The sequence below is a fragment of the Nitrosomonas sp. Nm58 genome, from assembly GCF_900107335.1.
In the GTDB taxonomy this organism is placed as follows: domain Bacteria; phylum Pseudomonadota; class Gammaproteobacteria; order Burkholderiales; family Nitrosomonadaceae; genus Nitrosomonas.
On the sequence record NZ_FNPQ01000036.1, the window covers coordinates 1 to 13170 of the forward strand.

General features: G+C 50.7%; 10 protein-coding genes. 2 read left to right on the plus strand and 8 right to left on the minus strand.

What is annotated here, in order from left to right; genetic code table 11:
* Positions 1-215: hypothetical protein (locus tag BLW34_RS16545; protein WP_218138849.1), on the minus strand; the 215-nt coding region annotated here is incomplete at its 3' end.
* A 143-nt stretch (positions 216-358) separates the two neighbouring features.
* On the opposite strand from BLW34_RS16545, the gene BLW34_RS11695 reads away from it, so the two are divergent.
* Positions 359-769: a nitrosocyanin gene (locus BLW34_RS11695; RefSeq protein ID WP_090579761.1), complete on the plus strand. Its 411-nt coding sequence runs from the start codon at positions 359-361 to the stop codon at positions 767-769.
* Positions 770-1283: 514 nt separating this feature from the next.
* On the opposite strand, the gene BLW34_RS11700 is transcribed toward BLW34_RS11695, so the two are convergent.
* The 7 genes from BLW34_RS11700 to gnd form a co-directional block, all read right to left on the minus strand.
* Positions 1284-2768 carry a high affinity choline transporter 1 gene (locus BLW34_RS11700; protein WP_090579764.1) on the minus strand — a complete coding sequence of 495 codons (1485 nt, stop codon included), beginning with the start codon at positions 2766-2768 and terminating at the stop codon, positions 1284-1286.
* A gap of 146 nt (positions 2769-2914) precedes the next feature.
* Positions 2915-3268, minus strand: a complete 354-nt coding sequence (locus tag BLW34_RS11705; RefSeq protein WP_090579767.1) for a YdbL family probable chaperone protein — start codon at positions 3266-3268, stop codon at positions 2915-2917.
* Positions 3269-3298: 30 nt separating this feature from the next.
* Positions 3299-3514, minus strand: a complete 216-nt coding sequence (locus BLW34_RS11710; RefSeq protein ID WP_256203769.1) for a YnbE family lipoprotein — start codon at positions 3512-3514, stop codon at positions 3299-3301.
* A 94-nt stretch (positions 3515-3608) separates the two neighbouring features.
* Positions 3609-6392: an intermembrane phospholipid transport protein YdbH family protein gene (locus BLW34_RS11715; RefSeq protein WP_090579773.1), complete on the minus strand. Its 2784-nt coding sequence runs from the start codon at positions 6390-6392 to the stop codon at positions 3609-3611.
* A gap of 230 nt (positions 6393-6622) precedes the next feature.
* The gene (gene tkt, locus BLW34_RS11720) at positions 6623-8680 is read right to left on the minus strand and encodes a transketolase (RefSeq protein ID WP_090543813.1); all 2058 of its coding nucleotides are present in this window, start codon (positions 8678-8680) and stop codon (positions 6623-6625) included.
* A 336-nt stretch (positions 8681-9016) separates the two neighbouring features.
* Positions 9017-10447: a glucose-6-phosphate dehydrogenase gene (gene zwf / locus BLW34_RS11725; RefSeq protein WP_090579776.1), complete on the minus strand. Its 1431-nt coding sequence runs from the start codon at positions 10445-10447 to the stop codon at positions 9017-9019.
* Between the two features lies 1 nt (position 10448).
* On the minus strand, positions 10449-11471 hold the full coding sequence (gene gnd, locus BLW34_RS11730) for a phosphogluconate dehydrogenase (NAD(+)-dependent, decarboxylating) (RefSeq protein ID WP_090579780.1): 1023 nt from the start codon (positions 11469-11471) through the stop codon (positions 10449-10451).
* A gap of 514 nt (positions 11472-11985) precedes the next feature.
* Here gnd and dnaJ point away from each other — a divergent pair.
* Complete coding sequence (gene dnaJ / locus BLW34_RS11735) at positions 11986-13101, plus strand: molecular chaperone DnaJ (RefSeq protein WP_090579784.1); 1116 nt, start codon at positions 11986-11988, stop codon at positions 13099-13101.
* Positions 13102-13170 lie beyond the last annotated feature (69 nt).

The window sequence follows — 13170 nt, forward strand, 5'->3', positions numbered from 1 at the left end:
TACATAACAAACAACCCTTTGACGGTAGCAAGTTCTTCGACATGGAGGCGGCATGATTTTTCCAAAAATGGTTGCGAAATAAGAGAGTATCTTCTTAAATTAGCAATGATATTGACATCCTTGATCATCCCATCTAAAGTATCATGCCGATACCAGGTATTAAAAGAAAAAGGCAAGTCTTTAGAAAAACATGAACAAAAGTTCAATTCTAACAACGAATAACCCCCTTGAATGATCAGACTGGTATACAGGGGGGGTTATTCTGTTGACTAAGGTGCTGGTAATCGTAGGTACCGTCAAAAAGTGTAAGCGCTAATTTCACTAAATAAACCATAAATTTTAATGGAGGGAAGTAAAGATGAAAATAACCAAAACATTGTGCATGAGTTTTGCTCTTGGATTGTTGCTAGCAGGCACTGCTCAAGCAGCGGAACAAAACTTCAAGGTCATTGTTAACGCTTATGACACCACTATTCCTGAGCTTAACATCGAAGGCGTGACAGTGAAGAACATTCGCGCTTTTAATGTTCTCAATGAGCCTGAGACACTGACCGTCCACAAAGGAACCACTGTAAAAATTACCGTAGAAAACAAATCTCCTATCAGCGAAGGATTTTCCATTGATGAATATGGAATTCAAGAAGTAATCAAAGCAGGAGAAACCAAGACCATCTCTTTTGTAGCTGATAAAGCTGGTGCCTTTACTATTTGGTGTCAGCTCCATCCTAAAAACATCCACCTGCCTGGCTCTCTGAACGTCATAGAATAATGAGTTTGATGGAGCCTGTGAAGAAACAGTAACAGAGCATCCAACATTTCTTTTACGACTTATCGTATGGCCGGGCCAGCCCGGCCATACTGTTTATGTTGCGGAGTTCGCAAGACCAGCCTCCGCTATCATTCCAACACCTGCTTAACACAATCCACAGTCATTACTTGGTAGATCGTTCCGGAAAAACCTTTATCCTATTTTGCTCAATTGAAGTCTCTTAATCGTTCAAGAATCCTGTAGATTAAGGTTTTGGGGGATTCTTAGCATCACCAGTTGGGTGAGATTTTAATGAGACAATCAAAATCATCTGAAAGTGTTGCCATACCTTGCTTTCAGCTTGTATATGGCAACTGAGGAGCAGTTAATATTTTTAGCCATAAACCGTTTACAGTATTGGGTTTTTAGCTGTTCTTACCATAAATTTCAATTGAGGAATTTAAGTTGAAAAAACAGCCATGTAATCTGGCTGCCGCGCTGGCTCTGATCGTAGCAGGGAGTTCGATGACAAAAACTAGCGCGATGCAACGTGATGCGTTTCCATAGCCGCGTGATGCTGCAATTCGTGCAAGGGGCGACCAGGTATTTTGTGGCCGATCCACTGTGGCAGCAATGAACCGGCGATCATACCCAATGCGGAAATGCCAAGCCCGATTAATTGTGGCGGTATCAGACTTTCTTCGCCGATCAGGATTTCGATCATGAGCCAGGAGAGCAAGCCACCGAGAATAGCCGCTAGCGCACCCTGAGTGGTGGCCCGCTTCCAAAATATGCCACAAAGCAGTGGCACGAATGCACCGGCAAGCGTGACCTTGTAAGCGCTTTCCACCATTTCAAAAATAGAAGATTCAGAATTCAGCGCGAACGCGAGCACGATACTTCCAAAACCCACCAGCGTTGCCCGCATAACCCAAAGGAACTGGCGATCACCCATTTTCGGCCAAAAACCACGGATCACATTCTCAGAAAAAGTAACGGATGGCGCGAGCAATGTTGCGGACGAACAACTCATGATCGCTGATATCACTGCACCGAAAAACAGCACCTGGGCAACCAGTGGCGTGTGCTGCAATACCAGCGTCGGCAGTAACAATTGGGAATCCTCTTCCAGCAATTTTGAAAATAATTCTGGGTCGATCATGGTTGCAGAATAGGCAATGAACATCGGCACAAAGGTAAAACAGAAATAAATCGATCCACCCAGTATCGAGCCCCACAGGGCAACATGAGCACTCTTCGCCGAGGTAATGCGTTGAAACACATCCTGCTGCGGAATGGAACCGAGCATCATCGTAACCCAGGCGCCGAGAAAGGCAATCCACTTCAATGGATCCATTTCCGGAAAAAAATTGAGCTTACCTGCCAGGCTGGCATGGTCAATAACCGCCATGGCCCCCCCGCTGACTTTACCGCTGATAATCCAGGCGATGAGAAGCAGGCCGCTCATTGATACAAACATCTGCACAAAATCCAGGATCGCCACAGAGAACATGCCACCGAAAGTTGTATAGGTGAGCACGATAGCGGTGCCGAGTATCATGCCTGTTTCCTGACTGACCGCACCATCGGTGACGACGTAAAAAATCAAGCCGAGCGCCTTGATCTGCGCCGCCACCCAACCCAGATAGGCCGCAACGATACAGAGCGAGGTGAGCACTTCGACTGCGCGGTTGTAACGCATGCGGTAAAAGTCGCCGAGCGTAAGGATGTTGAGCCGGTAGAGGTAGCGCGAGAAAAGAATGCCGGCGATGACCAGACACATTGAGGAACCAAACGGATCAGCAGCTACACCAGTTAAGCCTTCCTTAACGAAAGTGGCTGGTACGCCGAACACCGCCTCTGCGCCAAACCAGGTAGCAAACACCGTAGCGGTCACGACATGCAACGGCAGCGAGCGACCAGCAACCGCAAAGTCCTTAGCGCTGTGCACGCGCGTGGCAGCATAGAGGCCAATGCCCACGGAAACCATCAGGTAGAAAATAACAAACCACAGCAGCATGACCGCCTCACCAAAAAGTGATAAAAATTAGTATTTAGCCAGGCAGGATTATACTGATGGAGATGAGGAAAATAAACGCTCAAACCCTATCTCGTCACGCGTCTCGTTATCCCTTAATGTTGATCAGGGCTTACCCGTTATCGTCATCATTTTTGTACCCACTGCCCATTATTGTTTTGAATCCAGGTGTCAGCAGGAATTTTCTTGAATATTTCGGCGGCATAAACTTTTCCAACTTGATCGACGCTTACACCTTGTGCCGCAGCCTTTTCCTGATAAATCGCTCTGCGTTGAGCATTAATGGCATTAGCCTCTGCTTGAGCGCCAGGATTTCTGGCAACCACATAGCCGCTATAGCTTTCACCTATCGCGCCTGAGGCACGCAGCTGTTCAAGATTATCGGCCCATGCCGGTGCTCCATAGAGTGACAGTATCAGCAAAACAGTGCTAATGATTCCCAATAGGGGTTTTGTTTTTAGAATGCTTGGCATACGCAGCATGATATTCTCCTTATCGATCTAATTTGGGCACTAGAAGACATTCGGATTGGCTTCAATATCTTTTTTTGCCTCTTCTTCAAGCTTTACACGTATATCGGCATCTAGCTTGACATTAAGGTTAATAGTGATGGGCTCTTTAGGCGCTTTAACTTTGACGGTTGGCGCGCATGCGGTGATTACCAGACAGCAAAGTATCCATGATCCTATAGCCGATGGAATCTCTTTGGTTCGATGAGTTTTGTACACGGTTGCACTCCTTTTCTGATGGCCTCCCCGAGCGAGATCTCTGCTGGAATCGGCTAATGAGCATAACAGCATATACAATTTTGCGGAATACAGCTTAATGTAATTTGAATAGGTCGCGCAACACTTCGCTGGATAGCCTGTAGCCTTGACCAACAGCCTGCAGAATCTCGCCAATATTACTTTCAAGATTGAGATTCAAGCGAAACATCTGTCCCTCTTTAACATTGGGATTATTTCCCAGCAGGGAGAGGGTGGCCACCAGGTCATGCGCTGCGGACTTATCCAGTTTTAGGGACAGTTCGCTATAGTGAAAATCCTGCAGCGCCTGAAGTAGCCAATCCATTTCTTTGCCTGCGCTGGCTAGCAATTGCGAGGCTTTGTCAGATTGGAAGTGCAGCACGCCGGGCGCTTCCGCCACGAGATGGCTGTTTCGTATGGTGATCTGACTGCCTTCAAACGTAATCGGAATACTGCCACTGACACGACCATTTCCCGTCAATCCTTCTACCTGAATCTGATCGAACAGAACCTCGAGATCAATATCATCCACGCGTATCACAAAATCGTTGCGGGCAGAAACTGGATCGATGATGGCAGGCCCTAAGGACACGCTCCCTCCGAGCAGGAAGAGATCTGCTTTCTCGAGGGCGATTCGAGGCGGGGAGCCTTCAATTTGGTAGAAAACCACCAGTCTTTCCAGGGGAATACCGGGATCGATGCGCTGAATGGTAAGGGTCTGCCGCGATGGGCTGCTGGGTGATAACAAGTCATTTAAACTCAGCGTCGCATTCAGATTGCTGATTTTGGTGGTTGGATGCACAAACGATACATGATCGAGATCAACTACGCCGCTGCTGCGCATGCCTTCCCTGGACCATTCGAATTGAGCACGGGCGCTGACCATGCCGCTCACATCCTCCAACTGGGCAAGAGCGGGTAAAAGTGTTTTAGGTTGCAGGCCGCCGGCTGCAAAGGTTAAGGGAGTAATTGCTACCTTTAGCATGCCATCACCCTTATCGAGCGCCAGCTTGCCAGTGAGTGTCAGGTAGCGTAATCCCGGCGTGCCACCAGCGACGTCCATCGCATACACACTGGATTGACCCTGAACGGATTGAATGCTGCCGGAAACGGAAAGGGGGGCGAAATAGGGTGTGGATGTTTGGTGGTGCAGTTGGCTGATGGTGAAGTCAGCGATCTTGCCGGTTCCTGTGCCCAGCTGGAGCGCCGCCGCAATATTAGTCAGCTGCAGGCGCAATTGCGGCAGGGTGAGACTCATACCCTTGATGGCGCCCCGGCCTTGGTATTCTTCACCTGCAACAAGTCCTCCACTCAAGGTTATCTTCCCGGGATGAATTTGCGCTTCAACCGCTTGCGCCTCTTCTTGCTCGACCAGCAGCGTGAAGGCTGTTGCTGCTGCGGCGAGGTGATGTTTGAGTACCAGGCCTTGCGGCTTTTTCACCAGCTCGATATCCGCCCGGGAAATAGACAGGTTTAAAGGATCCTTAAGGCTAACGGCATGGATCGGATCAATCGCATCGAGCGTGGCCCGCCCCACCTTTTGCAGCGCCATTCGCCAGATATCCTGATCGAGGTGGATCTGCATCGGCAAGGCAACAGCAACCCGGCGAGCAATCAACTGCCCGGCAACCAGCCGATCTGCATCAACATGCAGATCAAGCTTGCCAGAACCCTGGGCGAAGGCTACGTCAAGCCCAAGCTTGCCGTTAAGATTAGTTACCTTTTGCGGAAAGCTGAGCGCTTGCAGTTCAAGCTGAGCTTGCCCGGTCAGCGTACTGTGTTGCAGCCAGCTCAATCCATTCAGGCCATCGTGGCGGAACTCCAGGAAGGGAGGAGTCTGTCCGCTGATTTTCATCGCTAATACTACCGATCCTGCGCTGGGCTGAGCAAGGCCAAGCAATTGCCAGGGATAATGCCTGGCTGGGCTATTGGCATTGAAAACGAGATTGATATCAGGTGCATTGAGATAATAACGCGCCGTAACATCCAACTCTGCCACGAGTGTATCAGCGGAAGTCAGTAATTTTCCGATTAACCGTGCATTTGATTCATCCATATGCAAACTGAATCTGGCCTGTTCAAAGACTTGCTCGGATGGTGGCTCTACCTGGCCACTCCCTGGCAGATGGATATCGGCTAGCAGGAATTCAGCACTAATATGCTGCGGGCGCCTCGCCACGAGCATGAAGGCTGCATCGCCCGTGAAACTGGAAATTTGCGCCTCGGGCAGACTCAACCTGCCTTCTGCAATAGTCATCTTGCCCTGCAGATTTCCTTGGGCATCCAGAGTGACCGCAAGCGAGCTTTTGGCCTGACCCGCTGGGCCGGTGATTTCAGCATCGAGGCCGATAAAGAGCGTGTCTGATTGAGTTTGATCGAGATTGCCAGTCAGCGCGATGACCGCATCGCCCCAAGCTGAACGCACATGAATAGCCGAATCCCTGAATGAAATGGCAGGCAACCGGATCGGATTCGAATTTTCGCCAGCGGAGGAAAGCAGAGGTTGCAGTGAGCCCAAAGGAGGCCGTTCCCCGCTCAGATCGAGCGCCATTTGTAGTCCACTCATTTCAACCGAGTCTACCGTTCCTGCGAGCAGATCGCGCAAATGCCAGGAGACATAAATCTTGTCAGCATGCAGCTCCTTAGCGGTACCTATCGTCAGGTCGCGTAATAACAGGCTATTAAGCGAAATATCTACAACCGAAAGAGATGGCATCGGAATATTTTGTTCGCGTAACTGATAGCTGATGAGCGAGGCTATCAGCGGGACGCGAAATGTATAGAGACCCATGCCGGTTATAATGGCAAGGCTAGCCAAAGTCAGTAACCAGGTAGCTAAATGTTTGCCTATTTTGCTCATTAATACTGTTTGAAATAACTAACAAAATCTATTGTAGCCGTTAAGCTGATCATAGATTCCAACCATGGCATTTAGAGATATTACCCTAAACTCCTCTTTTAGCCCGATCCGGAAGCCGAGTGAAAAGAATGCGTGGTGTAAATTATTATCTGCCTAAAGAACTGGCCCAAACATTGTCCTTAAACAGCTCAGAAATAATTATTTTTGATAGTAGCGATCGTTAGATCTTGCTATGTCTTTCCCAGTATTTCTTTTGCGATCATCACCACTCGTTCCGGCTCAAAGCCGAATTCTTTCTGTAGTTCTTTTAAGGGAGCTGAGGCGCCAAAGGTCTGCATACCTACGATACGGCCGCTATTGCCTACATAGCGTTCCCAACCGAAGGTGGATGCCTGTTCAATCGCGATGCGTGCCTTTACTGTGGAGGGCAGTACACTGTCACGGTATGCCTGCGTTTGGTGCTCAAAGATATCCCATGATGGCATGGACACAACGCGGGAGAAGATGCCTTCAGAAATGAGCTGCTCATGGGCTTGCACAGCAAGACTGATCTCGCTGCCAGTTGCGATCAGTATAATCTCAGGCTTGCCGCCCGGCGCGTCAGCGAGCACATAAGCCCCGTGAGCCACGCCAGAAGCTGGCGCATATTTACTGCGGTCCAACGTCGGAAGCGCTTGGCGCGACAACACCAAGGCAGCCGGGCGGTGGCGCAGTTGCATAATGACACGGTATGCTTCGACTACTTCGTTGGCATCGCCAGGACGCAAAAGCGTCAGGCCAGGGATGGCGCGCAAAGAGGCAAGATGCTCGATCGGTTGGTGCGTCGGACCATCTTCTCCGTCGCCCATGGCATCGTGAGTGAATACAAAGATAGTTGGCAACTCCATCAGGGCCGACAAGCGAATCGCAGGCCGCGCGTAGTCACTAAAGATAAAGAAGGTGGCGCCGTAAGACCGCAGCTTGGATAACGACAACCCATTTACGATCGCACCCATGGCGTGCTCGCGGATACCGAAATGTAGATTCTTGCCTCCCGGCGTTTTGGCCTGGATATCTTCCGCACCTGGATAAGTCAACAAGGTTTTGGTCGACGGGCCAAGGTCCGCAGAACCGCCGATCAACCAAGGAATGTTTTGCGCTAGCACGTTCAGCACTTTACCCGAAGTCTCCCGTCCTGCCAGTCCCTTAGGATCCTTGGAAAAAACTGGAAGGTTGCGATCCCAGTCGGCCGGCAATTCACGTCGCTGCATCTGATCGATTTCAATGGCGAGCTCAGGATACTGGGCACGATAATCAGCAAACAGCGCTGTCCATGCACGATGCGCTGATGCTCCCCGCGCGCCAATGCCAGCAGCAAAATGCTCGCGCACCCCTTCCGGCACAAGGAACTGCGCATCCTCAGGCCAGCCGTAGGCACGTTTGGTAAAGCGAACTTCGTCCGGACCGAGCGGCTCACCGTGAGCTGCAGCGGTATCCTGTCGATTCGGCGAACCGTAGCCAATGTGACTGTCGAGAATGATGATTGTGGGCCGGCCTTTGGTTTTCTGGAATACCTTGAGGGCGTGATCAATTTGTTCGGTGTCGTTTGCGTCACTCAATCGCAGGACACTCCAATGATAACTGAGGAATCGCGTCGCCACATCCTCCGTGAACGTAAGCTGGGTGCTGCCTTCAATAGTGATGCGGTTGTTGTCGTAGATCCAGCAGAGATTATCGAGGGCAAGATGGCCAGCCAATGAAGCAGCCTCTGACCCTACGCCTTCCATTAGGTCTCCATCGCTACAAATAGTGTAGATATTATAGTCGAAGAGGTTGAAAACCGGCTGGTTATAGCGGCTTGCGAGCCACTTCCCGGCAATCGCCATACCCACGCTGGTTGCTATACCTTGTCCGAGCGGACCCGTGGTGACCTCTACTCCCGATACCCAGTGATACTCAGGGTGACCCGGAGCTTTGCTACCGAACTGGCGGAAACGGCGAATATCTTCCAGTGTCACCGAAAGCTGTCCCAGCCTCTCGTAGTCTGCATTGACCGCGCGTGTACCCGTTAAGTGCAGCACTGACCACAACAGCATCGACGCGTGCCCGTTCGACAGCACGAACCGGTCTCGATTGGGCCAGATCGGATCCTGCGGATCGAACTGCATGATGCGATTCCAGAGGGTGTAGACAAGGGGGGCAAGCGCCATAGCTGTACCGGGATGGCCAGAATTGGCCGCTTGCACGGCATCGATCGACAGCGTACGGATAGTATTGATAGACAACTGATCGAGTTCAACGTTGGTCATGCGCTTTCCTTGTAGAATGCAATCAATTTCTCGCGTCCACTGGCACACCCGCTTCCAGACTATTTGGCACTTTGATGGAAGGGAATAAATTGTAATGAAGGACTAAGCCGCTAATCATATTTTAGCCCGAATATTTCATAAATTCGCGTTAACACCTTAGCAATTCCTTGATATGTGCTCCACCCACATGAATGATTTTCATAGCTGCTTACCTTCTCCAGAACGTTTTTCTCATTCTTCAGAAAACACTGGGTATCCGTATGCCCAATCTGTGTGCATTGCGATGGAAAACATCAATCCAGTTCGCAAGCGGGCGTAATCGTTACCAGAAATCCTTCATAAATGGGCTTCTCTAGCCGTTGCACGATCAAACTCTTGAGGATTGTGCCATCCTCCATAATTCTTAATAAGGACATCAGCTTCATTCGGTCCCCAGCTACCGGGTTTATACAGGCAAACCGGGTGATGCTTCGTCAGAACCCTGTCAAGAACCGCCCAAGCAGCTTCTACCGCATCCTGTCGAATAAAAAGTGCGCTATTACCCGCTAATGCGTCGCCTAACAGGCGCTCATAAGGGGCTTGCTCGTCTGGTTGGGCATTGAGGAGATAAAGCTCTTTTTGATCGCCAATAAATTCCTCTCCCACTCGCTTGACACGTGCGGCGAGAGCAATAGCGGGACAAGGGGATAACTTGAAACGTAAATAATTAGCCCGGCCAGACGCCGGCCAAGCATCTTCGAACAATTTCTGGGGCGGGGCTTTGAACTGGACCAGTATCTCTGCAGCACTCTCGGCTAAGCATTTGCCTGAGCGCAGGTACCACGGTACGCCTGCCCAGCGCCACGAATCAATGAACAGCCGTAGGGCGCAATAAGTCTCTGTGTCGGAGCCCTTAGCGACACCCGGTTCCTGAAGATAGCCTTCAAACTGACCTCTTACCAGATCTTCCGGATTTAGCGGATGCATCGCCCGGAATACCTTGGCTTTTTCGCTTCGCTGCGCTTCAAAATTTTGTTCGGCAGGAGGCTCCATCGCTAAAAGAGCGACTATCTGAAAGAGATGATTCTGAACCACGTCGCGCAGACAGCCGACGCCGTCGTAGAAGCTGCCTCGACCCTCTACTCCAAAATCTTCCGAAAGGGTAATCTGGACGCTCTCCACGTAATTGCGATTCCAGATCGGTTCCAGAAAAGAGTTTGCGAACCGGAAATAGAGAATGTTTTCAATGGCTTCCTTGCCAAGAAAGTGATCGATGCGAAAGATTGAAGTTTCCGGAAAAACTAAATGCGCGGCGTGATTAAGCTCGCGGGCCGAAGCCAGATCGCGGCCGAAAGGCTTTTCCACAATGATGCGGGCGTGCTCAGCCAAGCCGGCTGAACCAAGATCCTTGATGACTGCAGCGAAGAAGGCGGGGGAAATGGCCAGGTAGAAGGCTGGATGCGAGACGCCGTCAAGCGCTTGCCTGAGCGCTTGAAATGTCTCTGGATTTCTATAGTCACCGTCCACATAGCGCAACAGCGAGAGCAATTGGTTTAGGACGTTGGGATCGACGTTTTTAATGGAATGTTTTATGCCGTCTTTTGCCCGGTCGCGCAGTTGCGCTAGATTCCAGCCTGAAAAGCCAACGCCGACTATCGGAATCCTTAGCATGCCTCGCTTGACCATCGCATAGAGCGAGGGGAATATCTTTTTGTACGCAAGGTCGCCTGTCGCACCAAAAAACACGAGCGCATCGGATGGCGTTAGGCCGCTGTTAGATTCGCTCATATCACGCCCCGTCCTTTTGCTTTTCATCATGGCCACCAAACTGTTTGCGCATCGCCGAGAGAATACGATTGGCGTAATCGGCCTCCCCTTGAGACTCGAAACGCCCGAATAACGCGGTGCTGATGACCGGCGCCGGCACACCCTCATCGATAGCTGCGAGCGTGGTCCAGCGCCCCTCGCCCGAATCCGATACGCGCCCTGAAAATTGCTTAAGCTCAGAATCTTCGGCAAGCGCAGCCGCCGTTAAATCCAGCAGCCAAGATGCGACCACACTGCCTCGGCGCCATACCTCGGCTACTTTACCGATGTCGATGGGGTATTGGTATGCATCGGGATCACGTAGCGGAGTGGTCTCGGCGTCCTGCGCCCTTGAACGCAAACCGATGTCTGCGTGCTTGAGAATATTGAGTCCTTCGGCATATGCCGCCATCAGGGCGTACTCAATGCCGTTGTGAACCATTTTTACGAAGTGGCCCGCGCCAGCCGGACCGCAGTGCAAGTAGCCATATTCTTCAGGGCCAGGTGCGCCGTCACGACCGAACGTGCGTGGTGCAGCCGCGACACCAGGCGCAATGCTTTTAAAAATTGGATCGAGATACCGGATGACGTCATCTTCTCCACCAATCATCAAGCAGTATCCGCGTTCAAGCCCGAATATACCCCCGCTGGTGCCACAATCGACGTAGCGGATACCGCGTGCCTTGAGCGTTTTGGCGCGCACTTGATCATCGCGATAATAACTGTTGCCTCCATCAATAATGATATCGCCGGCTGAAAGCAGCGCTGCCAGATCCGAAACTGTCTTGCCGGTGACGCCTGCGGGCACCATTATCCAGACCACACGCGGTTGAGAGAGTTTGGAGGCAAAATCACCAAGCGAGTCGGCGTTCTGAATGCCCGAACCCGTAAGCGCCTTAACAGCGTCAGCATTGACGTCATAAACGATGCACGAGTGGCCGCCTTTAGTTAAGCGCCGGACCAGATTGCTCCCCATACGCCCAAGACCAATCATTCCAACTTCCATCCAATTATCTCCCTCTTGATTTCGATTCAATCATTCTTTCTGCCCGTTGCTGGACCTTGGGGCCAAAAGAAGACAAATCAAACTAGAAGCTCTATTGTTCTTCCGAGATGCTGGTAGTTATGTTGTGAATCTGGAGAATCTTGTCAATAAAAAATCTTTCCATAAGGAAAGCCCCATCGATTTGATTGCTCACTGGAACAAAATAATGCGCTCTGGATAAAGTATCGTCAAGCGATGTTGTAATGAAATAAATGCCCATTTTTCTAAACTCTGAGGGATCTGGAGATCAATCCCGGCGCTGATGGCTCGACTGGTCGCGCCAACCACAACGCTCTCGGACGTTTATTCATGAAGCCAAGGTTCCCCTCAGATCGATAGGAAAATAGCGGCACATGATGTTCATCATGACATAGGGTTGCTGCATAATGGCAAAAGTCAATCCATAGAAAATTTGAAGAAGTATTTCCAATAACTAAAATGACTTCATAACGATAACCCAACCGGGAGAAATATTATTTCTGATCAACGCGATTATTATGAAGTGCTCGGTATTGCCAGGGATGTCGATCAAAAGGCGATCAAGGATGCGTTTCGCACCCTTGCGCTGAAGTATCACCCAGATCGCAACAAGGAGCCTGGGGCGGAGGAACGTTTCAAGGAGATTGCCGAGGCTTATGCGATCCTTTCTGATCCTGCCAAGCGGGCTGAATATGATGCACGGGGGTTTGCCGGGGTAGCCGGCACCAGCCGGGAGGACCTGTTCAGCGGGATTAATTTTGAGGATATTTTCGGTGGACTCAATTTTGATTTCGGCATGGGCAACCTGTTTGATGGTTTCTTTCGTCGACATAAGAAACAGGCAGAATCGATCCGTGGCGCGAATATCGAAATGGATCTTTACGTCACGCTGGAGCGGGTAGCAGCCGGTGGTGAAGAAGTGGTTCATTTGACCCGGCCGGTAGCTTGCTCTGCCTGCCATGGCACCGGTGGCGAAGGCGGGATTGCGCCACGCAAATGTAAAACATGCGGCGGAACGGGGCGTATGACATATAGCCACCGGGAGGAAAAAGAACATTTGTTGATTCAACAGATTGTTCCCTGCTCGGCCTGTCATGGGCGTGGCAGCATCAATGACCATCCCTGTCCGCAATGTCATGGCAGCGGCGAGGTCGAACAAGAAGAAACGCTCACGGTAAAAATTCCGGCAGGGATCGAGGAAGGCATGGCATTGCGCATTGCTGGCAAAGGGATGCCAGGCCTTTCGTCTGATGGTGTTGCTGGCGATCTGTTTGTCGTGGTGCGCACACGCGAAGACGCGCGCTTCGAGCGAGCAGGTGCGGATTTGTGGCACACGGTGACGCTTCCTCTCTCCGATGCGGTGCTCGGCGCCACGCTGAAGGTGCATACCTTGGATGGAGCAATCGAGGTGACGGTGCCTGCAGGCACGCAGTCTGATGCAATACTGCGTCTGAAAGGAAAAGGATTGCCTGTATTCAAGAGTGACCGGCTGGGTGATCTCTATTTGCGGATTCGTTTGAAAGTACCGGAGCATCTTTCCCATGAGGAGCGCGAATTATATGAGCAATTGCGTGCGATCAGTCACAAGCCGCATCAAGGAATATCTGAATAAGTGAGCATTGTACCAACAGTAGCTACTTATTCAGATTTTCCTTAACATGATAAGTAGCTTGTTCATAGG

What these genes read in the sequence shown, in the direction of transcription:
- BLW34_RS11695 (WP_090579761.1), top strand. Translation starts at nt 359, where the DNA reads ATGAAAATAACCAAAACATTGTGCATGAGTTTTGCTCTTGGATTGTTG.
- BLW34_RS11700 (WP_090579764.1), bottom strand. Translation starts at nt 2,768, where the DNA reads ATGCTGCTGTGGTTTGTTATTTTCTACCTGATGGTTTCCGTGGGCATT.
- BLW34_RS11705 (WP_090579767.1), bottom strand. Translation starts at nt 3,268, where the DNA reads ATGCTGCGTATGCCAAGCATTCTAAAAACAAAACCCCTATTGGGAATC.
- BLW34_RS11715 (WP_090579773.1), bottom strand. Translation starts at nt 6,392, where the DNA reads ATGAGCAAAATAGGCAAACATTTAGCTACCTGGTTACTGACTTTGGCT.
- tkt (WP_090543813.1), bottom strand. Translation starts at nt 8,680, where the DNA reads ATGACCAACGTTGAACTCGATCAGTTGTCTATCAATACTATCCGTACG.
- zwf (WP_090579776.1), bottom strand. Translation starts at nt 10,447, where the DNA reads ATGAGCGAATCTAACAGCGGCCTAACGCCATCCGATGCGCTCGTGTTT.
- gnd (WP_090579780.1), bottom strand. Translation starts at nt 11,471, where the DNA reads ATGGAAGTTGGAATGATTGGTCTTGGGCGTATGGGGAGCAATCTGGTC.